The 22,492-nt window shown below is 61.6% G+C and carries 22 protein-coding genes; 17 read left to right on the forward strand and 5 right to left on the reverse strand.

What is annotated here, in order from left to right:
• Positions 1-88: 88 nt before the first annotated feature.
• From ACSQ36_RS18750 to fliE, 5 genes are all read right to left on the reverse strand, one after another.
• Entirely contained in the window at positions 89-430 is a 342-nt protein-coding gene (locus ACSQ36_RS18750) for an EscU/YscU/HrcU family type III secretion system export apparatus switch protein (protein ID WP_436182970.1), read from the reverse strand.
• Entirely contained in the window at positions 427-1,776 is a 1,350-nt protein-coding gene (gene fliK, locus ACSQ36_RS18755; protein WP_436182971.1) for a flagellar hook-length control protein FliK, read from the reverse strand. Before fliK ends, ACSQ36_RS18750 begins: the two co-directional genes overlap by 4 nt.
• Positions 1,777-1,854: 78 nt before the next feature.
• A complete protein-coding gene (locus ACSQ36_RS18760; protein WP_213767920.1) occupies positions 1,855-2,187 on the reverse strand; it encodes a flagellar protein FliT in 333 nt (110 codons plus the stop codon).
• A 24-nt stretch (positions 2,188-2,211) separates the two neighbouring features.
• Positions 2,212-2,625, reverse strand: a complete 414-nt coding sequence (fliS, locus tag ACSQ36_RS18765) for a flagellar export chaperone FliS (protein ID WP_436182972.1) — start codon at positions 2,623-2,625, stop codon at positions 2,212-2,214.
• Positions 2,626-2,898: 273 nt separating this feature from the next.
• Entirely contained in the window at positions 2,899-3,249 is a 351-nt protein-coding gene (gene fliE, locus ACSQ36_RS18770; RefSeq protein WP_436182973.1) for a flagellar hook-basal body complex protein FliE, read from the reverse strand.
• A gap of 333 nt (positions 3,250-3,582) precedes the next feature.
• Here fliE and fliF point away from each other — a divergent pair, with 333 nt between their 5' ends.
• The 17 genes from fliF (at position 3,583) to ACSQ36_RS18855 (ending at position 22,469) form a co-directional block, all read left to right on the forward strand.
• Complete coding sequence (fliF, locus tag ACSQ36_RS18775; protein ID WP_213767917.1) at positions 3,583-5,367, forward strand: flagellar basal-body MS-ring/collar protein FliF; 1,785 nt, start codon at positions 3,583-3,585, stop codon at positions 5,365-5,367.
• Entirely contained in the window at positions 5,357-6,352 is a 996-nt protein-coding gene (gene fliG, locus ACSQ36_RS18780; RefSeq protein ID WP_213767916.1) for a flagellar motor switch protein FliG, read from the forward strand. Before fliF ends, fliG begins: the two co-directional genes overlap by 11 nt.
• Positions 6,345-7,046 carry a flagellar assembly protein FliH gene (gene fliH / locus ACSQ36_RS18785; RefSeq protein ID WP_436182974.1) on the forward strand — a complete coding sequence of 234 codons (702 nt, stop codon included), beginning with the start codon at positions 6,345-6,347 and terminating at the stop codon, positions 7,044-7,046. Before fliG ends, fliH begins: the two co-directional genes overlap by 8 nt.
• A complete protein-coding gene (gene fliI / locus ACSQ36_RS18790; RefSeq protein ID WP_255631702.1) occupies positions 7,040-8,590 on the forward strand; it encodes a flagellar protein export ATPase FliI in 1,551 nt (516 codons plus the stop codon). Before fliH ends, fliI begins: the two co-directional genes overlap by 7 nt.
• A 24-nt stretch (positions 8,591-8,614) precedes the next feature.
• Positions 8,615-9,064, forward strand: a complete 450-nt coding sequence (fliJ, locus tag ACSQ36_RS18795; protein WP_213767914.1) for a flagellar export protein FliJ — start codon at positions 8,615-8,617, stop codon at positions 9,062-9,064.
• Between the two features lie 45 nt (positions 9,065-9,109).
• Positions 9,110-10,624 (forward strand): flagellar hook-length control protein FliK, encoded by a 1,515-nt coding sequence (locus tag ACSQ36_RS18800; protein ID WP_436182975.1) that lies wholly within the window; start codon positions 9,110-9,112, stop codon positions 10,622-10,624.
• 605 nt (positions 10,625-11,229) lie between these two features.
• Positions 11,230-11,724, forward strand: a complete 495-nt coding sequence (gene fliL / locus ACSQ36_RS18805; RefSeq protein ID WP_213767912.1) for a flagellar basal body-associated protein FliL — start codon at positions 11,230-11,232, stop codon at positions 11,722-11,724.
• Between the two features lie 175 nt (positions 11,725-11,899).
• A complete protein-coding gene (gene fliM, locus ACSQ36_RS18810) occupies positions 11,900-12,898 on the forward strand; it encodes a flagellar motor switch protein FliM (protein WP_213767911.1) in 999 nt (332 codons plus the stop codon).
• On the forward strand, positions 12,891-13,328 hold the full coding sequence (fliN, locus tag ACSQ36_RS18815; RefSeq protein ID WP_213767910.1) for a flagellar motor switch protein FliN: 438 nt from the start codon (positions 12,891-12,893) through the stop codon (positions 13,326-13,328). Before fliM ends, fliN begins: the two co-directional genes overlap by 8 nt.
• The gene (gene fliO, locus ACSQ36_RS18820) at positions 13,325-13,837 is read left to right on the forward strand and encodes a flagellar biosynthetic protein FliO (RefSeq protein ID WP_436182976.1); all 513 of its coding nucleotides are present in this window, start codon (positions 13,325-13,327) and stop codon (positions 13,835-13,837) included. The genes fliN and fliO overlap by 4 nt, the downstream gene beginning before the upstream one ends.
• A complete protein-coding gene (fliP, locus tag ACSQ36_RS18825) occupies positions 13,837-14,613 on the forward strand; it encodes a flagellar type III secretion system pore protein FliP (protein WP_436182977.1) in 777 nt (258 codons plus the stop codon). Before fliO ends, fliP begins: the two co-directional genes overlap by 1 nt.
• Before the next feature lie 28 nt (positions 14,614-14,641).
• A complete protein-coding gene (gene fliQ, locus ACSQ36_RS18830) occupies positions 14,642-14,911 on the forward strand; it encodes a flagellar biosynthesis protein FliQ (protein WP_213767908.1) in 270 nt (89 codons plus the stop codon).
• A gap of 2 nt (positions 14,912-14,913) precedes the next feature.
• Positions 14,914-15,705 carry a flagellar biosynthetic protein FliR gene (fliR, locus tag ACSQ36_RS18835; protein WP_436182978.1) on the forward strand — a complete coding sequence of 264 codons (792 nt, stop codon included), beginning with the start codon at positions 14,914-14,916 and terminating at the stop codon, positions 15,703-15,705.
• Between the two features lie 114 nt (positions 15,706-15,819).
• Positions 15,820-17,274, forward strand: coding sequence for a DUF3375 domain-containing protein (locus tag ACSQ36_RS18840; RefSeq protein ID WP_436182979.1), 1,455 nt, complete (start codon positions 15,820-15,822; stop codon positions 17,272-17,274).
• 2 nt (positions 17,275-17,276) lie between these two features.
• A complete protein-coding gene (locus ACSQ36_RS18845) occupies positions 17,277-17,927 on the forward strand; it encodes a DUF4194 domain-containing protein (RefSeq protein WP_436182980.1) in 651 nt (216 codons plus the stop codon).
• Complete coding sequence (locus tag ACSQ36_RS18850) at positions 17,920-21,294, forward strand: ATP-binding protein (RefSeq protein ID WP_436182981.1); 3,375 nt, start codon at positions 17,920-17,922, stop codon at positions 21,292-21,294. The genes ACSQ36_RS18845 and ACSQ36_RS18850 overlap by 8 nt, the downstream gene beginning before the upstream one ends.
• On the forward strand, positions 21,291-22,469 hold the full coding sequence (locus ACSQ36_RS18855; RefSeq protein ID WP_436182982.1) for a DUF3322 domain-containing protein: 1,179 nt from the start codon (positions 21,291-21,293) through the stop codon (positions 22,467-22,469). The genes ACSQ36_RS18850 and ACSQ36_RS18855 overlap by 4 nt, the downstream gene beginning before the upstream one ends.
• The last annotated feature ends 23 nt before the right edge of the window (positions 22,470-22,492 follow it).

Here is a 22,492-nt window from a genome sequence, read left to right on the forward strand (position 1 = left end):
CCGCCGCCATGGAATTTGCGGCTCCGGCCAGCAGCGGTTGATGAGCAAAAGGCTTGGGGATAACGCCGAAAACGTCGCGATCAATGAGTCAAGCCGGGCGGCTGCGGCCCTTGGGCACTGGAATTGCAGGGTCCACTTCGGGCGGCGGACCCGCCTCCACCCCGTTCTCCAGCCGATACAACCACGCGAGCAGTTCCGCCACCGCCTGATAAAGCGCCGGCGGAATGCGCGAGTCCAGGTCGACCTGCATCAGCAGCGACACCATCTCCGGCGATTCATGCACATACAGCCCCGCGTCCTTCGCGCGCTGCACGATCATTTCCGCGACCAGCCCGTAGCCCTTCGCGACCACACGCGGCGCGGCGTCGGCGTTTTTGGTGTCGTAGGCGAGCGCGGTTGCCTGCTTGCGCGAATCGTTGCGCGGACTCACGTGTCGCTCCCAGCCGATGGCAATACCGTCGGGCTGGCGGCATCGGCGACATTGGCGGCATCGATGAAATGGGGGAACGCCGGGTCACCGGCCAGGTCAGCCAGCGCGTCGCGGGCGTGCACGGTCAATCCTGCGAGCTGCAATCCCGCCGCGTCGAGTTGTTGCTGGAAATGATGACCATCGGCGGCAAGACGGGCGGCGCCGCCCTCGCTCGCATTCAGCCGCACCACCAGTTGCTGGCCGGTGAGCACGAGATCGGCATCCACATTGCCGAGCGTGGGCAAGCTCAGCGTGACACGCGTGTGCCAGGCGCGATCCGTATCGGCGGAACCGGCGCCCGTGCCGCTCTCCTGGAACGCATCGCGCCCATAGGGAGCGCGGTTCTGCGGCTGGATTTCCCACTCGAACTTCGCGCCCGGCCACGCTTCGCCGGACCAGCGAAACTGATCGGAAGCGAGCACGTCGAGCTGTTGGCGGACCAGCGGAATAGTCGATGGATGAATGCCGGAGGCAATCGCCGCCTGCACGGCCGAATCCTGCAGATGCGCGGCCGAAGGCGGCGCGCTTATTCCGCTTCCCTGCGCCGTCGATGAAAACAAGCTCGTGGGCATCGCGCGCACCGATGCCGCCAGCGCCGCCGCCTGCTGCGGCGTTTGAGGCGTAGGCACGGGACGCATGGGATTGGGCGCGTCGGGGGTATTGGCGGCGGCGAAGGTGGGCGGCAGCAGCGTTTCATCGATCCAGGCGTCAGCCGCACCGTCAGCCGCAGCCAGGAAAGAATCCGACGGCAATTCGCTTGCCAATTTGTCCACCCGCCCTTGGGGCTCATTTCGCAGCGACGCGAGCGAACGTTGTCCGCCCAGCCAGAGGGCGATATGGTTTTCGTAGAAAAGGCCGCTGTCCGCGACGGTCCGGGCCAGCATTGCCGCCAGCACGGGCGCGGGCAAAGGCGGCGCGGGCGGGTTGACCGCGCTCGCGGCATTCGCCGAGCTGGAGGAAAACAACGACCCGGACAGGCTCTCGAAGGCGCTCGCGGCCACGACCAGGCGCGGCGCGGTTGGCCACAACGGCGCGCTGCCGGGCAAAGCGGGCGTCGCGCTGCCGCCGAACCGCGAAATGATGTCGAGCGTGCGCGCGATCTCGCTCAACGCGGTCTGCGTCGACGGGCCGGACACGGCATACGCGCTGATAACGGCCGCGGGCGTGGCGACCTTGGGGGTATCGACTAAAAGTTGCGAGGTATTGGCTTGAGGCGCGGTCGAACTGGTCTGCGTATTGAGCGCGGACAACAGCATGTCAGTGCGGCTGGCAAGCAGCGCAGCGACGGCGGAGTCCAGTCCAGTCATGCCAGTATCCTCGGGTCAGCAGTCCAGCCGAACGGCCGGCCACCGGTTTCAACGAGCCGCGAACGCGTCAAACACGCCCTAGCGGAACCCGATCATCTTCTTCAAAACTCGCACTGGCCTGTTCACGGTGAATAACGCTGCGGACAAACGCGCAAGGCTGGGGGTGCTGAGATCGCGAATGGCGGCGTCGTCGGCAAGAATCCGGCGCACCAGTTCGAGCTTGCGGGCACGCGCGGTGTCGTCCAGTTCGGAACGGGGATCAACCTCTCTCAAGCCGTCGACCAGATCCCGGTACGCGCCCTGCATCGTCTTCAGTTCACCCCATTCTCCACTGCGTGCTGCGGCCAGCATGCACGTAGAAAGTGCGGCAATCGCTTCATAATGAGCGAAATATTCTTGTGTGGTTTTCATTATGGGCAAGCATGTTTCGCGGCTTCACGCCGCAGCCATTTTTGCTGCATCGGGTGCAATCGCCATCCAGGCTTCCTCCAGGGTCGCCAGCAGGCCATCGATCTCCACCAGCACCTCTTCGCTCTGACGCACATTCGCTTCCAGCAAACGATGCGACATGTACGTGTACAACGCATCCAGGCGGGCCGCGATGTCGCCGCCCACGTCCATGTTGAGCGACTGCTGCAAACCGCTTTCAATAATGCTGATCGCTTTCGTGATCGCTTCGCCGCGTGCCGGGATATTGCCTTGCTGCAGGTGCATCCGCGCTTGGGCAATGGCCTGTCGCGCACCCTGATACAACATGGCGACCAGCCTGTGCGGGCTCGCGCCCATTACCCCTGTCTGAACGCCGACGCGCGCATAAGCGTTAGCCCCACCGTGTGCCTGGGAAAACATCCGACCCTCTCCTTACTCTGGTCCCATGCAAGTTGGTTGCCGTGGGCGTTTCGCGCACAAGGCGCGGCCCGCCGGCTCACTTATTGACGGTAACCGTGATGAACCGATGCCGATGAACTGATCGAGACCCTTCTATTTGTCTGACCGTTTATCGTGCTGCTATCCGGGTTATCGGAGAAAGCGGCAAAAGCTTTAGGCGTGCTTTGCGTCACAGCGAATTCCAGGAGGGGAAATAGTCGGCGGATCGACGATGCGGAAAAACCGGCGCAGCGCTCAGACCGCGATGTTCATGATGTCGCTATAAGCCGACACGAGCTTGTTGCGGACCTGCAAACCGAACTGGAATCCCACGTTCGCCTTCTGCATGTCGATCATCACGTCGTTCAGCGAAACGTTTGGCGCGCCCACTTCGAACGCCTGCGCCTGGTTGATCGCGTTGTTCTGGCTGCTGCTGATGCTGTCGAGAGACGACTTCAGCGCGTCGGCGAAACTGCCGGCGCTCGCTGCACCCGATTCGGGCGCGACGCTACCGCTCGCGACTTGGCCGGCACCGCCTGCAGCCTGCGTCGCCATGACCTGCATTTGCTGGAGCGCCGAACTCAACGGGCTGATAGGAGCATTCATAGGGTCTCCAGAAGGAACGGAAAGGAACTGAAAATCGGTGAAACATAGGGATTGCAGCACTTCTGGGACAATTCGAACCGGAGCCTGTCCCGGGCCTCAGGCCGGCGTCTGCGCCGGAGCCTGAGCGGTTCGCCATATGGCCTGACCGACTAGGAAAAAGTCTAGCAGCAGCGCCATTTCGCAAAGCGGTGAAAGGAAACCAAAACTCGCTTCTGTTCGCTGAATCGACTTACCTCTCCTTACGGATAATTCCTCTCATGAAAGTGCCTGCAGTGCGCACGGCCATCGCCGGTGCGCGCTGCAGAAAACGCAAGACTCGGAGAGTTTCGAAGCATGGATTCCACAACCAACCTGATCAACCCGGACGCCCGCATGGGTCTGACTGGCGCGCAGCCAGGCACCGCCGGGTCGATCGCCGCAGGTGCGGGCGGAGCCGGCTACGCGGGCGGCGCCGACTTCGGCGGCAGCGGCGGCTTCAGTCCGCGCATACCGACGCTCAACCAGTTCCGCAACAACCCGCGCATGCCGCTGATCATCGCCGTGGCTATTCTGGCCGTGGTGGTAGCGGGCCTCGTGATGTGGTCGCGCCAGCCGGATTACCGGGTGTTGTTCAGCAATCTCTCCGACCGCGACGGCGGCGCAATTGTCGCGGCGCTCCAGCAAGGCAACATTCCCTACAAGATCGCCGAATCGGGCGGCGCGATCCTGGTTCCCAGCGACGCGGTGCACGAAACCCGCCTGCGCCTCGCGTCGCAAGGTCTGCCGAAAAACGGCTCGGTCGGCTTCGAATTGATGGATAACCAGAAGTTCGGTATCAGCCAGTTCGCCGAGCAGGTCAACTATCAACGCGCGCTGGAAGGTGAGCTGGAAAAAACCATCGGCTCGATTTCCTCGGTGCGCGAAGCCCGCGTCCATCTCGCCATTCCGAAGCCCACCGTGTTCGTGCGGGAAAAGGAACTGCCGACCGCGTCGGTCATGCTGAATCTCTACCCCGGCCGCGCGCTCGATGAGGGCCAGATCATCGCGATTCAGCACATGGTGTCGTCCAGCGTGCCGGATCTGCCGGTGAAGGGCGTGACCATCGTCGATCAGGACGGCAACCTCCTCACGCAGCAAAGCTCGGCGAACGGCCTGGACGCGTCGCAACTCAAATATGTGCAGCAGATCGAGCGCAACACGCAGGGGCGCATCGACGCCATCCTCGCGCCGCTGTTCGGCGCCGGCAACGCGCACTCGCAGGTGAGCGCGGATATCGACTTCTCGAAGCTCGAGCAAACCGCCGAAAGCTACGGCCCGAACGCCAACCCGCAAAACACGGCGATCCGCAGCCAGCAGTCGAGCGTTTCGAATGACACCGCGGGCGCGAACGTGGGCGGCGTGCCGGGCGCGCTGTCAAACCAGCCGCCGGCTGCGGCGTCTGCACCTATCGACGCAGCCGCCAGCGGCGCGGACGCCGGGAAAGCCGCGCCGATCAGCATGCGCAAGGACACCACGACCAATTACGAAGTCGACCGTACCGTGCGCCACTACGAGCAGCCGATGGGCGGCATCAAGCGCTTGTCGGTTGCGGTGGTGGTGAACTACCAGAAACAAGTCGATGCCAAGGGCGCCGTGACCATGCAGCCGCTGCCTGCCGACAAGCTCGAGCAGGTGCAGCAACTGGTGAAAGACGCAATGGGCTACGACGAAAAGCGGGGCGATTCGGTGAACGTGGTCAACAGCACCTTCTTGGTGGATTCGACCGTGATTCCCGACGTGCCGTGGTGGCGCACGCCAGACATGATCGCGCGCGCCATCCAGCTCGCGAAGTACGCCGGGATCGGTGCGGTGGCGTTGTTCCTGTATTTCAGCATGGTGAAGCCGGCGCTGCGCCGCGCGTTCCCGCCGCCGCCTCCGCCGCCAGCACTCGCCTCACCGGATGACCTGTCGCTGCTCGACGGGCCGTCCATGCCGAAGTCGCAGCTAGAAGACGAAAAGGATGCCGAGGTCAGTTTGCTCGGTCACGAAAGCAACAAGGCCAAGTTCGAACGCAATCTCGACTACGCGCGCATGGTTGCGCGCCAGGACCCGAGAATCGTCGCGACGGTCGTCAAGAACTGGGTGTCCGATGAACGCTGAAGGCCTGAATAAAGCCGCTCTCCTGCTGATGTCGATTGGTGAATCGGAAGCGGCGGAAGTGTTCAAGTACCTCGGACCGCGCGAGGTGCAGAAGATCGGCGCGACCATGGCGACGTTGAAAAACGTGACGCGCGAACAGCTCGATAACGTGATGACCGAGTTCGTCCAGGAAGCCGAGCAGCACACCGCGCTGTCGCTCGATTCGAGCGAATATATCCGGGCGGTGCTGACCAAGGCGCTTGGCGAAAGCAAGGCGGGCGCGCTGATCGACCGGATCCTGCAGGGCAGCGATACCAGCGGCATCGAAGGCCTGAAGTGGATGGATTCAGCCGCTGTGTCCGAGCTGATCAAGAACGAACATCCACAGATTATCGCGACCATTCTGGTTCACCTGGACCGCGACCAGGCGTCCGAGATCGTGGCGCTGATGAGCGAGCGGTTGCGCAACGACGTGTTGCTGCGCATTGCCACGCTCGACGGCATCCAGCCGGCCGCGCTGCGCGAACTCGACGACGTGCTGACCACACTGCTCTCCGGCAGCGACAACCTGAAGCGCGCGCCGATGGGCGGCATCCGCACGGCGGCGGAAATCCTCAACTTCATGTCGACGGCGCACGAAGAATCCGTGATCGAAAACGTGAAGGAATTCGATGCGGAACTCGCGCAGAAGATCATCGATCAAATGTTTGTGTTCGAGAATTTGCTCGAACTTGAAGACCGCGCAATCCAGTTGCTGCTGAAAGAAGTGGAATCCGAAACGCTGATTGTCTCGCTGAAAGGCGCCCAACCGCCGCTGCGGCAGAAGTTCCTCGCGAACATGTCGCAGCGCGCCGCCGAACTGCTGGCCGAGGATCTCGACTCGCGCGGCCCGGTGCGGCTCTCGGAAGTCGAAGCACAGCAGCGCAAGATCTTGCAGATCGTGCGCAATCTGGCGGAATCGGGTCAGATCCAGTTAGGCGGCAAGGCCGAGGACGCATATGTCTGACGCCGCCGACGCCGCCAAGAAGGCTCACGCTGCCGATGCGGCCAAGAAGGCTCGCATGTCCGCTTACCAGCGCTGGGAGATGGCGTCGTTCGATCCGGTTCCGGTCGATCGCAGCGCCGCCGATCAGGCCGCGCTGGCACAGCACTTGCGCCGTGTTCGCGATGAAGCGCACGCGCAAGGGTTGGCATCGGGCCATGTGGCGGGTCAGGCAATGGGCTACAAGGCCGGTTACGACCAGGGTTACGAACAAGGCGTGGAAGAAGGCCGCCGCGACTCGCGTGCGGAAGCCACGCGGCTGGCGCAGATGGCCGATACCTTCAAGATCGCGCTGCAAGCCGCAGACGCGGTAGTCGCCGAGGCGCTGATGGCGCTGGCGCTGGACATCGCGCAACAAGTCGTTTCGCAACATCTGACACTCGATCCGACCGCGGTGCTGGCCGTCGCGCGCTCGGTGATCGCGGCAGAACCGGCATTGGCTGGAGCGCCGTATCTGACAGTGAATCCGGCGGATCTGCCGATTATCGAAGCGTATTTGCTGGAAGAACTCCAGGCGGCGGGATGGTCGGTCAGGACCGATCCGGATATTGAGCGTGGCGGTTGCCGGGCGCACGCGGCAAGCGGTGAAATCGATGCAACCAATGTCACGCGCTGGGAGCGCGTAGCGGCGGCGCTCGGGAGGTCACAACCATGGTGAACTCAACCCATGTCAATGCAAGCGCTACGCGCCGCGTCACGCAGGAAGGGTTGAGCGAGCTCGAACAGGAACTGGCGCGCGCGTCGTTCGGTCCGCTCGCCGCGGACGACGACGCCGAACCGACGATCGAAGAAATCGCGGCCCGGACCATCGTCGATCTCGCCGATATGGCGAACAACCCGCATCTGGATGGCTGGCGCGCGCAGCTCGAAGCCAGCAAGGCACGCAGCCAGATATCGAAACCGTTGCGTGCGTGCGGGCGTCTGACGCGTGCAGCCGGCCTGGTTCTGGAAGCCGTGGGACTAAAGCTGGGCGTGGGCTCGGAATGCATGATCGAGTTGCCTGCCGGCAGTTCGATCCCGATGGCCGAGGCCGAAGTCGTTGGTTTCTCCGGCGACAAGCTGTTCCTCATGCCGACCACCGAAGTCTCGGGCCTATTGCCTGGAGCCCGGGTGTATCCGCTGGAAAGCGCACCGATCAACGACCCGATGGCCGGCGCCAAGCGTCTGCCGGTCGGCTGGGAAATGCTCGGCCGTGTGGTCGATGCATCGGGCAGGCCACTCGACGGGCTTGGGCCCCTTGGCTCGAAGATCGATGCGCCGCTGACCGCGCCGACCATCAACCCGCTCAATCGCGAGCCTATTCACAAGGTGCTGGACGTCGGCGTGCGCGCGATCAATGCGTTGCTGACCGTGGGACGCGGCCAGCGCATGGGCCTGTTCGCGGGCTCGGGCGTGGGCAAGTCCGTGCTGCTCGGCACCATGGCGCGTTATACGAGCGCTGAAGTGATCGTGATTGGGCTGATTGGTGAACGGGGCCGCGAGGTGAAGGAATTCATCGAGCAGATTCTTGGCGAGGACGGGCTGGCGCGCTCGGTCGTGGTGGCGGCGCCCGCCGATGTGTCGCCGATTTTGCGGATGCAGGGCGCGACCTACGCGACCTCTCTGGCCGAATATTTCCGGGATCAGGGCAAACACGTACTGCTGCTGATGGATTCGCTCACACGCTATGCCATGGCGCAGCGCGAGATTGCGCTCGCGATCGGTGAACCGCCCGCCACCAAAGGATATCCGCCCTCCGTGTTCGCCAAACTGCCGGCGCTGGTTGAACGGACCGGGAACGGCCGGGAAGGTGCGGGATCGATCACCGCTTTTTATACGGTCTTGACGGAAGGGGACGATCAGCAAGATCCTATCGCCGATTCAGCGCGCGCCATTCTCGACGGCCATATTGTGTTGTCGCGTTCGTTGGCCGAAGCGGGGCATTACCCGGCCATCGACATTGAAGCGTCCATCAGCCGGGCGATGACGGCGCTGATCGACGACAAGCATCTCGACCGGGTGCGTTTATTCAAGCAGATGTTGTCGCGCTACCAGCGCAATCGCGATTTGATCAATGTAGGCGCGTATTCCACGGGGCGGGATGCGTTACTCGATCGGGCGATTGCGCTGTACCCGCGCATCGAAGCATTTTTGCAGCAGGGATTTCGTGAGCAGGCCATGTTTGAACCGAGCCTGGCCCAACTCGATGCATTGTTCGAATAAAGACAATTTAGGAATCTGACGTCCATGTCCAAGCATCTGCCGATCAAGACCTTGATCAACCTCGCGGAAGAAGAACTGGAGGCCGCCACGAAAAAGCTTGGCAAGCTCCAGCAAGAGCGTGACGAGGTGGAGACGCAGTTGAACTCGCTGATCACGTATCGCGACGAGTATCACGCGCGTTTTACGGCATCGGCGCAGGAAGGCACGACCGCGCAGACGCTGCGCAATTTCCAGGCATTCGTCGATACCCTTGATTCCGCGATCGGCCAGCAGCGCATATTGCTCGTGGGCGCGAACCAGCGGCTGGAAGCGGCCAAGCCGGAATGGCAGCAGCGCAAGCAGAAGCTGGGTTCATACGAAGTGCTGGCTGCGCGCGGCGAAGCCGTGAAGGTCAAGCAGGAAGCACGGATTGAACAACGTGATTCCGATGAGCACGCCTCCAAGATGTTGCGGATGCGCGCCGAAAAGGCATGACGTTTTTAGCGATTTTTATCGTGTACAAGATACAAGAGGCCATGTATGTCGACCGTTAATTCTGCCAGCACGATGCTTAGCTTGAGCGCTGCCCAATCGCGGAATGCGGCGGCAACGTCGGCAAGCGATAGTGCGGCGGCATCGTTTGTTTCGACGCTGCACAACATAACCACCAAGGCAAACGAGGAAGCGGTGGCCCAGGCGCGAGTGCAAGCACAGGCGCAGGCGGCGAAAGCTGCGGCGGCGGCATCGGCTGCGCGTGGCAGTGTTCACGACGCACCCAAGCCCGACGATGCTTCAACTACGCAGGCTAAATCGGCGGCGGACCAGGCCGACAGCGCGGACCAGGCGGCGGGGGCGAGTTCTACGGCTTCATCGGCGTCATCAGCTTCGTCCGCGGCTGATCAAGCGCAGGCTGCGACTGCATCTACGACGGCGGCTGACGCGACCGCTGCGGACGAGGCGACTCAGACGGATGCGGCGAAGGCGCGGCCCGAAGCCACAGCGGCGGCGGCGGCCGCGACTGCGGCGGCGACCGCAGCGGCCATGTTGAGGGCACGGGGTGGTGCGGCCGCCGATCCTGCGACGGCTGCGACTGATCCGGCGACTGCCGCGACGGATGCGGACGCAACGGACGCGACCTCTTCCACGCAGTCGAAGGACAAGTTGAGCGACGCGCAGGCTGCAGATGCGCTTCACGCCGGGCTCTTGCAGATGGCGAATACGCAGGGTGCTGCGACGCCATCGCCCGATGCGGCAGCAGCGGCAGCCGCAACAGCGGCGAATGGAGCGAATGTGGCCAACGGTGCGAATGTGGCCGTGGGTGGCAAGGGTGGTGGTTCGAGGCAATCGAACCGGGCGATATCGATGACGGCGTCGGCGGGTGATGGAGGGAGCCGTTCATCGACGACGCAGCAAGCTGGCGCGACCTCGGCGGCGCAACAAGCCGATGCGCCGGCTCAGGCTTCCGCGACACCGGCTGATGACGGCAGTGCTGCTTACAAAGCTACTGCTGAGGCTGCTGCGCATTCGGCTTCGATGCAGGCGTCCGCGACGACGGGAAGCGCGCCGGCCCAGAGTGCGGCGACGGCTGCGGGCAGTGCGGCGATTGCGCCGCATGTTGGGTCGAGTGGATGGGATGAGGCGTTTAGCCAGAAGGTGGTGTTTTTGTCGAACGGTCATCAGCAGAGTGCTGAATTGACGTTGAACCCGAAGGACCTGGGGCCGTTGCAGGTGGTCTTGCAGGTCACGGACAACCATGCGCACGCGTTGTTTGTGTCGACACATGCGCAGGTTCGGGCGGCCGTTGAGGCGGCGTTACCGACTTTGCGTGAAGCGATGCAGGCGAGTGGAATTGGTTTGGGCAGTGCGAGTGTGAGCGATGGTTTTGCGGGTCAGCAATCGGGTCAGCAGGGAGATGGAGCGTCATCGAATGGGGGGCGAGGCGGCCGCGGCTCGGGCGAAATTGGCGGTGTTGATAGCGGGGGGAGCGTGGATGTGCTGAGCACGATCAGCATGCCGGTGCGCAGGCAAGTTGGGTTGGTGGATACGTTTGCTTGACGCGGGGGCGAGCGCAATGCTTGCCGCGCGAGCTATAAGCGGGGCGTTTTCCGGTCAAACCGAGACTTGCCGACTTTAGCGCGGCGATGGTCTGAAGAACCGTAAAGGTCATTGAGCGCTGGTGCTTGCCCGAGAGCGTTGGGGGCGAAGCGTGTTCGTGTCAGGATTCGCGAGAAGGAGGGTTTCAACCATCCGTCGCTCTGGCGAGCACCGTGCTTTTGGGGCACCCATGAATGAAAACTGCACGCTGTGGACACTTAGGGTAGCGTGGTTGAAAGCGTTTTCTTTGCTTCGTTTCTTTGTCGCTTTGGACAAAGAAATGACGTGCCGCCACGCACAGTGGCTAATAGTGATAAAGAGAAAATCCAACTCTCGCAGACCGCTAAGGCCGAAAGCAGCAACCCAGCATAGACCCCGACCGCTAACCCCAAAACCTGGCAACCCGGTATACCCCCCGCCTCCACCCCCAAGCAACACCCAAAAACCGCCCCCCAGTGCCAACACCCCCCAAACTCTCGAGTTAGCCCTAATAACCCCTTCTGTTCGACCCATCGCAAAACCTCACTTTCGCCAACAATTCAGGCTACAGAAAGAGGTTCGCAACCATGGCAAGCACCACCGCAACTCAACAACCCATAGTCACCGTGAAGAGCGGCAAGATGAAGCGCATCTTGCTGATCGCGGCGGGTCTTATCGTTTTGCTGGGCGCCGGCGGTGCCGGTGTGTATTACTACCTCCTGCACAAGCCCGATTTGGGCGCCTTGACGAAGGCGTCGCTCTCCGCGCCCCCGGTGTTTTTCCCGCTGGAATCGATGACCGTCAACCTCCAGTCCGACGACACCATGCATTACTTGCGCATCGGCTTGACGTTGAAACTGCCGGACCAGAAGGCGCAAGCAGCACTGGGCGAACGCATGCCGGAAGTACGCAGCCACATTCTGATGTTGTTATCGGCGAAACGGCCGGAGGATCTGGCGGGCATCGACGGCAAGCGTGAGCTCGCGAAAGAGTTGCTGGAGACGGTCCAGAAGACCGGCGGCACGCCTGACAGTCCGGCGCGTGTCCAGGAAGTGTTGTTCACGGAATTCGTCGTTCAATAATCCGCGCGGCAACCCTCGCCTTCAGCCGCTTTCGCAAAAGCCAACGCAGAAGCAAACGCAGAAGCAAACGCAGAAGCAAACGCAGAAGCAAACGCAGAAGCAAACGTTCAAGCCAACTGCAAGAAGCGCGACCGCCAAACATCAAGCAACCGCGCACAGGAACCAAGGAACACTCATGGGCCACGAAGAGTTCATGTCGCAGGAAGAGGTGGACGCCCTGCTCAAGGGCGTCACCGGGGAAGTCGACGCAGTCGCCGACGAAACACGCTTCCACGGCGTGCGCCCCTACAACCTCGCGACGCAGGAGCGCATCGTCCGGGGCCGGATGCCGGGCCTGGAAATCATCAACGACCGCTTCGCGCGCCTCTTGCGCGTGGGCATCTTCAACTTCATGCGGCGCTCGGCGGAAATCTCGGTCGGTCCGGTGAAGGTGCAAAAGTACAGCGAATTCACCCGCAACCTGCCGATCCCGACGAACCTGAACCTCGTCCACATCAAGCCGTTGCGCGGCACGTCGCTGTTCGTGTTCGATCCGAACCTGGTGTTCTTCGTCGTCGATAACCTCTTCGGCGGCGACGGCCGCTTCCACACACGTGTGGAAGGCCGCGAGTTCACACAGACCGAGCAACGCATCATCAGCAAGCTGCTGAACCTCGTGTTCGAACACTACGCGGCATCGTGGAAAAGCGTGCGTTCGCTTAACCTCGAATACGTTCGCTCGGAAATGCACACGCAATTCGCGAACGTGGCCACGCCGAACGAGATCGTGATCGTCACGCAGTTCTCCATCGAATTTGGTACGACCGGCGGCACGCTGCACATCTGCATGCCGTATTCGATGATCGAACCCATTCGCGACATCCTCTCCTCGCCCATTCAAGGCGAAGCGCTCGAAGTCGATCGCCGCTGGATCCGCGTGCTGTCGCAACAAGTGCAGGCGGCCGAAGTGGAACTCACGGTGGATCTGGCGGAGATCGGCACGACCTTCGAAAAGATTCTCAACATGCGGGCAGGCGATGTCCTGCCGATCAACGTGCCCGAAGTCGTCACGGCAAAAGTGGACGGCGTGCCGGTGATGGAATGCGGCTACGGAATTTTCAATGGTCAATACGCGTTGCGCGTCCAGAAGATGATCAGCGCAAGCGACACGATGAAGGAAGGTGGATATGAGTGACGTAACTGAACCAGGCACGCTGCCGTCCGATCCGCTCAAGGGCGAGGACTTTGGCATGGACGACTGGGCGAGCGCGCTGGCTGAGCAGAACGGCAATGAAACGCCGGCGGCGGCTTCATCGGCGGGATTGTTCCAGCCTTTGTCGAAAGTCGAAGCGCCCTCGACGCGCAATGACATCGACATGATTCTCGACATCCCCGTGCAGATGACGGTGGAACTCGGGCGTACCAAGATCGCGATCCGCAACCTGCTGCAACTGGCGCAGGGTTCGGTGGTGGAACTCGACGGCCTGGCGGGCGAACCGATGGACGTGCTGGTCAACGGCTGCCTGATCGCGCAGGGCGAAGTCGTGGTGGTCAACGACAAGTTCGGTATCCGTCTCACCGACATCATCACGCCGTCCGAACGCATCAGGAAGTTGAATCGATGAAACGCTTCGCCGTCGCTTTCACGACGCTCGCCACGGCATTCGCAGCTAACGCCGCCGACATGAACGCCGTCAATCACGCGGCGCAGATTGCATCGGGTGTCGGCGCGGGCACGGCCGTGCCGTCGCTCGGCGTGGGCGCGGTGCTGCAGACGCTGCTCGGACTGGCGATCGTGATTGCGTTCGTGTTCGGCTGCGCGTGGCTTGCGCGCAAGTTCGGCGTGGCAGGCACCAAGCGCACGGGGCTGGTGAAGGTGATTGGCGGGGCGTCGCTGGGCAACAAGGAGCGTGTCTCGGTAGTGGAGATTGGCGACACATGGCTCGTGCTCGGCGCGGCGCCCGGCAATGTGCGGCTGCTGCACACCATGCCGGCGGGATCGGTGGAACTCAAACCCGACGGCCTCCCCACCGAGGGCCAGGCGCTGCAAGGTAGTTTCGGTCAACGTTTTCGCGATGCCCTTGCCGGCGAAGCGAACAAACGTCTGCAAAAATTCGCAGGCGGGAGCAAGTAATGCAGGCTCGTTTTTTTGCACGCTGCGTGAGACTGGCGAAACTGTTGCTACCCGTCGTCATGCTGGCCCTCCCCTACACCGCTTTCGCCCAAAGCACGGCAGGACTTCCCGCGTTCAACACCAGCCCTGGCCCGAACGGCGGCACGACGTATTCGCTCAGCGTCCAGACGATGCTGCTGCTCACGATGCTGTCGTTCCTGCCGGCCATGCTGCTGATGATGACGGGCTTCACGCGCATCATCATTGTGTTGTCGCTGTTGCGGCAAGCGCTGGGCACGACCAGCACGCCGCCTAATCAGGTGCTCGTCGGACTCGCGCTTTTTCTCACGCTGTTCGTGATGTCGCCGGTCCTCGACAAGGCTTATGTCGACGCGTACAAGCCGTTCTCCGACGGCACGATCACGATGGACCAGGCCATGACGCGCGGCGTTGCGCCGTTCAAGCAATTCATGCTGCGCCAGACCCGCGAGGCCGATCTTGCGCTGTTCGCCCGGATCGCCAAGGCGCCGCCGATGAACGGTCCCGAAGACGTGCCGCTCTCGCTGCTGGTGCCGTCGTTTGTGACGAGTGAGCTTAAAACCGGCTTCCAGATCGGCTTCACCATCTTCATTCCGTTCCTGATCATCGACATGGTGGTGGCGAGCGTGCTGATGTCGATGGGGATGATGATGGTGTCGCCCACCACTATCTCGTTGCCGTTCAAGCTGATGTTGTTCGTGCTGGTGGACGGCTGGCAGTTGCTGATCGGCTCGCTCGCGCAGAGCTTCGTATCCTAAAGTCAGAGAAGAGAACGAGACTCACACGATGACCCCAGAATCCGTCATGTCGATCGCGCACCAGGCCATGTACGTGGCGCTGCTGCTCTCGGCTCCGCTGTTGCTGGTCGCACTGGTGGTCGGCCTGGTCGTGAGCCTGTTCCAGGCCGCCACGCAGATCAACGAAAGCACGCTCTCGTTCATTCCGAAATTGCTCGCCGTGGCGCTTACGCTCGTGATCGCCGGACCGTGGATGATGGAAATGCTGCTCGACTACATGCGCCACGTTTTCACCATCACGCCCGCCATCACCGGCTAGCCATGTTCTCCGTCACTTACGCGCAGCTCAATGTCTGGCTGACGTCGTTCCTCTGGCCGTTCACGCGGATTCTCGCGTTGATCGCGACCGCGCCGATGCTCAGCCACCAGGCCATTCCGATTCGCGTCAAGGTGGCGCTCGCGGGATTCCTGGCGCTGATCGTGGCGCCGACTATTGGCGAAGTGCCGCAAGTGACGGTGTTTTCCGCCGATGGCGTGCTCATCCTCATCAATCAGTTCCTGATCGGCGCGGCGCTCGGCATGACGATGCAGATTGCGTTCGCTACCATCGATGCCGCCGGCGAGTTCATCGGCATGCAAATGGGCCTGAGTTTTGCGATGCTTTACGACCCGCGTGCCGGCGGGAATTCGGTGGTGATATCGAGTTATCTGAACACCATCGCCATGCTGGCGTTCCTTGTCTTCGACGGCCATCTGCAAATGATCAGCGCCCTTGTGCAGACATTCCAGAGCGTGCCGGTGAGCGCGAATGTGCTGGGTTCAGCCGTACACGCACGCGGCTGGCAGACGCTTGCGACGTATGGCGTGAGCGTGTTTTCGACGGGCTTGCTGCTCTCATTGCCAGTGGTCGCTGCGTTACTGATTACCAACCTGGCGCTGGGCATCCTGAATCGCGCGGCGCCGCAGATCGGGATTTTCCAGGTGGGTTTTCCGGTCACCATGCTGGTCGGATTCCTGCTGCTCCAGTTGATGATCCCCAACATGATTCCGTTCTTTCAACGCATCTTCGATAGCGGTATCGACCAGATGGGGCGCGTGGCGGCTGCGCTTTAGATTCTCGTCGGCACGTAACAAATCAACCTCACGCGCTTGGCGGTTCCGCCGCGCGGCTATCATTCAGTTATTTCCCCTCCCATTTCCCTTGGCCGGCGGTCACGCGCTTCGCCCATGAACCTCGACTATTTCACCCTCGACCAGTTGCGCCAGAATCATCCGGCGTGGCGCCTCCTGCGATCCGATCACGCCCCCCTCGTAGCAAGCTTCCTGCAACGGACCTTCATCGCGCCCAACGTGCGGGTCATGTCGCAAGCCGATCTTGCCGAGGCGCTGGAGGACGAACTGTTCGGCCTGCGCGAACAATTGGGATCTGCGGCCTTCCCGAAAACGGCGCAGAGTTATCTGGACGACTGGGCCGCCAACGACAAAGGCTGGCTGCGCAAGTTCTATCCTCAAGGTTCGGACGAACCTCACTTCGATCTCACCCCCGCCACCGAGAAAGCCATCGCGTGGCTGGGAACGCTGGTGGAACGCAGCTTTGTCGGCACCGAGTCCCGGCTGCTCACCCTGTTCGAATTGCTCAAGCAAATGAGCCAAGGAAGTGAAAGTGACCCGCAGGCCCGGATCACGGAGTTGCAGAAACGGCGCGATGACATCGACGCGGAAATCGCCCGAGCGTTGACAGGCGATATAGCACTCCTCGATGCCACCGAGCTGAAAGACCGGTTCCAGCAGTTCATCGCGTTAGCGCGGGAACTCCTGACCGATTTTCGCGAGGTAGAACAGAATTTCCGTGGCCTGGACCGGCGCGTGCGCGAGCGCATTGCGTTATGGGACGGCGCCAAAGGTGCGCTGCTGGAGGAGATCCTGGGCGAGCGCGACGCTATTTCTGACTCCGATCAGGGGCGAAGTTTTCGCGCCTTTTGGGATTTCCTGATGTCGAGCAGCAGGCAGGAAGAGTTGTCGATGCTGCTCGAACGCGTGCTGGCGCTGCCGCCCGTCGCAGAACTCAAACCCGATGGCCGCACGCGCCGGGTGCATTACGACTGGCTGGAAGCCGGTGAGCATACGCAGCGAACCGTGGCGACGCTTTCGCAGCAGTTGCGACGGTTTCTCGACGATCAGGCGTGGCTGGAAAATCGCCGCATCATGGACATCCTGCGCGGCGTGGAGATGCATGCGCTGGCTGTGCGAGAGCAACCGCCACCCGGTCAGATAATGACTATCGCCGACACCGCTGCGGACATTGAGCTCCCTATGGAAAGGCCGCTGCACGTCCCGTCTTTCAAACCGCGCCTGGCCGATATCGCACTGGAAGCCGGTGACGCCAACGTGGACGCTGGCGCGCTCTATTCGCAGGTCGTGATCGACCGCGAAAAGCTTGCGCGGCACATCCGTCATGTCCTGCAGGATCGCGCTCAAGTGACGCTGCGTGAGCTATGCGACACGCAACCGCTTGAACACGGTTTGGCGGAACTGGTGGCCTACCTGCAACTCGGCAGCGACTCTTTCACGACGGTGGTGGATGAAAAAGCGGTCGATATCGTGACTTGGCAAGGCAAGGCGCCAAGCGGCGAGCAACACACGCGGCAGGCCAGCTTTCCGCGCGTCATTTTTGTGAGGTAAGCATGCCGGATCAAGATTCAGACGTAGCTACAACCTCCACAGCCGGTCTCTCCAGCGTGGTTATTCCGCTGCTCAAAGGCGTCTGCTACCGGGACAGCGACCCCGCTCTCTGGCAAGCGTTGCTCGAACTGCAAGCCCGCGTACGCGATTATGTTTCGGTACTTGGCCTCACGCTGGTGCTGGACGAAGCGGAGGGGTACGCCTTTTTGCGCGCGCGTCCGGAGGAAGACGGGGCAGATGACGAACCCAAACTGCCGCGTCTCGTCGCACGGCGGCCGTTGTCGTTCCCGGTCAGCCTGCTGCTTGCGTTGCTCAGAAAGAAGCTCGCTGAATCTGACGCGGGCGGTGCGGATACTCGCCTCATCCTCACGCGCGAACAGATCACCGAACTGATGCGGGTATTTCTGCCCGCCGGCAGCAACGATGCAAAAGTGGTCGATCAGATCGAGACGCATGTCAACAGAATCGTCGAACTGGGATTCTTGCGACGACTCAAACCTGGGGCAGGTAAACAGGAAGGTCCGGCCGCGTTCGAGGTGCAGCGCATCCTGAAAGCGTTCGTGGACGCTCAATGGCTCGCTGATTTCGATACAAGGCTCGCGGCCTACCGCGCTCAACTCGATGGTTCAGCGGAGGCGGACGCCCATGACTGACATGCAACTGCCAGGTCTCGACTTCGTGGCCGACGACGCGCTGTCGGGTTTCCGCCTTCAGCGCCTGGAGGTCTACAACTGGGGCACCTTCGACGCTCGCGTATGGGTGCTGAATCCGCACGGCGAGAACGCGCTGCTGACGGGCGATATCGGCTCGGGCAAATCGACGCTGGTCGACGCGGTCACCACGCTGCTCGTTCCGGCGCATCGCATTGCCTACAACAAGGCAGCCGGCGCGGACAACAAGGAAAGATCGCTTCGTTCGTACGTGCTCGGCCACTACAAGTCAGAACGCAACGAGGTCAGCGGTAACGCCAAGCCTGTCGCGCTGCGGGATCACAACAACTACTCCGTCATCCTGGGCACTTTTCATAACGCCGGTTATGACCAGACCATCACGCTCGCCCAGGTCTTCTGGATGAAGGAGCCGCACGGCCAGCCCGCACGGCTTTTCGTCGGCGCCGAGCGCGCATTGTCGATAGCCGCGGACTTCGCGAACTTCGGCACGGATATCCCGGCATTGCGCAAGAAGCTGCGCGGCCTCGGAACAGAAGTATTCGATAGTTTTCCCCCGTACGGCGCGTGGTTTCGCCGTCGCTTCGGGATTGAAAACGAACAGGCGCTGGAACTGTTCCATCAGACCGTATCGATGAAGTCCGTGGGCAATCTCACCGACTTCGTGCGCAGCCATATGCTCGAGCCCTTCGAGGTCGCGCCGCGCATTGCCGCCTTGATTGCCCATTTCGACGACCTGAATCGCGCGCACGAAGCGGTGCTCAAAGCCAAGCGGCAAATGGACCGTCTCACGCCACTCACCGACGACTGCGACCGATACGCCAAGCTATTGCTCCAGGTGGAAGGACTGCGCGCATGCCGTGAAGCGCTTCGCTACTACGCCGCAGGCCTGAAACTTGGCTTGCTTGACAAACGCATCGCGGGATTGACGGCGGACTGGGAAAGGCAAGATGGCCAGATCAGGCGGCTCGAAGCCTTACGTGACAATCAGCGCGTGGAAGAAAGCGAACTCAAGCGCAACATCGCCGAGAACGGCGGTGACCGCCTGGAGCGACTCGACGCCGAAATACGCAAGAAGGACCTGGATTGCGAAAACCGCAAACGCAAGGCGGAGCATCATGCCGAACTGGTGCGTGCCGTCGGCGAGCATCCGGCGGAAGACGAAGCCGCGTTCCAGGCGTTGCGCCAACGCCTGTCCGCCCTGTCCGAGTCCGCTCAGGAAGCAGACGTTCGCTATCAGAACGACCTGACCGAGCACGGCGTCAGCCTGCGTCAGGGGAAACAGGAGCACGACGCGTTGTCGGCGGAAATCGACAGCCTGAAAAGCCGTCGAAGCAACATTCCCGCGGAACAAGTCGCCATGCGCGTGGCATTGTGCGAAGCGCTCGATCTGCCTGAGGCGGCACTCTCGTTCGCCGGCGAACTGCTCCAGGTCCGCGAAGACGAGCGCGATTGGGAAGGCGCGGCCGAACGGCTGTTGCGCAGCTTCGGCCTGTCATTGCTGGTCCCTGACACCCATTACGCGGCGGTCGTGGAATGGGTCGACAAAACCCACCTCCGGGGACGGCTCGTGTTCTTCCGGATCCGGTCGGGCGTTCGTGGCGAACTGCCTGCGTTGCAGGCCGATTCCCTCGCCCGGAAGCTTGCGATCAAGCCGGATTCGCCCTTCTACGACTGGCTCGAGCGTGAGGTCGCGCACCGCTTCAACGTGGTTTGCTGCAGCACCCAGGAACAGTTCCGCCGTGAAACGCGGGCAATCACGCGTGCGGGCCAGATCAAGGCGCCGGGTGAACGCCATGAAAAGGACGACCGTCATCGCCTGGATGATCGCAGCCGATATGTACTGGGATGGACCAACGAAGCCAAGATCGCGGCCCTTGAAGCCAAAGCCCGGCAGTTGGCCGCTCAACTGAGCGAACTGGGCAGTCTTGTCGCCAAAATCCTGGCCGATCAGAAAGCGTGCAAGCTTCGGTTGACGGTACTTTCGAAGCTGGAGGAGCATGCCGAGTTCCGTGAACTCGACTGGAATTCACTCGCGGTTGAAGTAGCTCAATTACGCGATGAAAAGCGACTGCTCGAGTCGGCCTCCGACATGCTCGCGCAACTGACCGCGCGGTTGAGTGAAGTCAGCGCGGCGCTGAAGAGCACGGAAAGCCAGCTCGACGAGCACAAGGACGCGCGTTCCCGAACCGGCGAAAAGCAAAGCATCGCGGAAGAATTGCGCACGCAGACCCGCGCCATTCTCGACGACCCCGGCTACGAAAGCTACACGGCTTATTTCGGGCAACTTGAATCGACCTGGCACGAAGTGCTGGGCAAACATCAGCTCACGGTGGAATCCTGCGACAACCGCGAAAGCGATCTGCGCGGATTTCTTCAGACCACTATCGACGCCGAAGACAAGAAAGTCTCACGCCAGCGCGACAAGATCGTCCAGGCAATGAGCGCCTATAACCTCGCTTTCCCGCTGGAAACGCAGGAAGTGGACGTTGCCATTGAATCGGCGGACGAATACCGGATGATGCTGGACAAGCTGAAGGGCGATGATTTGCCCCGGTTTGAAAATCGCTTCAAGGACCTGCTGAACGAAAACACGATTCGGGAAGTGGCTAACTTCCAGTCGCAACTGGCGCGAGAGCGGGAGACGATCAAGGAGCGCATCACGCGCATCAACGAGTCGCTCACGCAGATTGACTACAACACGGGGCGCTACATCGTGCTCGAAGCGTTGTCGACGCCCGACGCGGATATTCGCGACTTCCAAACCGAGTTGCGTTCTTGCACCGAAGGCACGCTGACGGGTTCCGACGACGCCCAATATTCCGAGGCCAAGTTTCTACAGGTCAAACAGATCATTGAACGCTTTCGGGGACGCGAGGGTTTGGGTGAACCGGATCGCCGCTGGACCACCAAGGTCACCGACGTACGGAACTGGTTCGTATTCGCCGCCAGTGAGCGTTGGCGTGAGGACGATACGGAACACGAGCATTACTCGGATTCCGGCGGCAAGTCGGGCGGTCAGAAGGAGAAGCTCGCCTATACCATTCTCGCAGCCAGCCTCGCTTACCAGTTTGGCCTTGAATGGGGCGCGGTGCGTTCCCGCTCGTTTCGCTTCGTGGTGATCGACGAAGCGTTCGGCCGTGGTTCCGACGAGTCCGCGCAATACGGCCTGCGCCTTTTTGCGCAGCTCAATCTGCAACTGCTGATCGTCACGCCCTTGCAGAAAATCCACATCATCGAGCCCTTCGTGGCGAGCGTGGGTTTCGTCGATAACAAGGAAGGGCGGGAGTCGAGATTGCGCAATCTGTCGATCGAAGAGTATCGCGAGGAAAAAGCAAGGAAGGGCCAATGAGCTGGACCACGCCAGCCGATCTGCGCAAACAGGTCATGCGGCTTTGGGAGCGGGGAGAATTGCTCGGCAGCCTGGCCACGGGCGAGTCGCTTTTTCCCAGGCGTCTCACGCTCAAAGGTCCGTCATCCGCCGAGATCGCCGATCGATTCGAGGAGATCCGGCGATGGATCATCGAGCTTCGGGCGATGACCCACTGCCGCGTCGAGATGAGGGAGTTCAGGCATCGGGTATTCGGCGCCAATGCTTTGCCGGACGCTGTATGGCTCGATTCGCTCGAGCACGCGGTGGCCTTTATCGGCAAGCAACGGGAAACGGCCCGCTTCGCAGCGTTGCTGGAAACGACGCGCACGCGGGAAGCGCGTTTGCTGCCGTGGCTTGCCGAGCGGCCGCTGCGCGCGCTCGAGCTTGCCGATGTGTGGAGCAAACTGCTGGATATCTGTGAGTGGTTCCAGGCTCATCCGCGTCCCGATGTCTATCTCCGGCAGGTAGATATCCCCGATATCCACACCAAGTTCATCGAGGGTCATCGCGGCGTGCTGGCGGAGTTGCTCGATCGTGTCTTGCGCCCGGAGGCGGTCGACCCGTCGCGCTCCGGCGTGAATCAGTTCGCCAGCCGTTTTGGCTTGCGCGAAAAGCCGTTGCGCATCCGCTTTCGCGTGCTCGACGCGGACAAGGCCCTGTTCCGGACCACGCACGCCACGCAAGACATTACGCTCGATGCCGCGAGCTTTATCGAACTCAACCCTGATGTTGGCCGGATTTTTATCACCGAAAACGAAATCAACTTCCTGGCCTTTCCGCCAGTCAAGGACGGCATGGTCATCTTCGGTGCGGGATATGGCTTCGAGATGCTGGCCAACGCGCAATGGCTTACACGTCGCCAGATTTATTATTGGGGCGATATCGACACCCACGGCTTCGCGATCCTCGATCAACTGCGCAGCCGGTTCGATCATGCGGAGTCGTTTCTGATGGACCGCAAAACGTTGCTGGCATTTGCGTCGCAATGGGATCGGGAGGAACAGCAAACGCTGCGCGATCTGCCGAGACTCAACGAGCAAGAGCAGGCCCTGTTCAACGATTTGCGCGATAACCGGCTGCGTAAGAACCTGCGTCTTGAGCAGGAGAGAATTGGCTTCGGGTGGGTCGAGGCAGCATTGGCTGCGCTGGCGTAGCCCGAGATGCCCGCGCGGCGTTG

The organism is Caballeronia sp. LjRoot34, from assembly GCF_964253815.1.
In the GTDB taxonomy this organism is placed as follows: Bacteria; Pseudomonadota; Gammaproteobacteria; order Burkholderiales; family Burkholderiaceae; genus Caballeronia.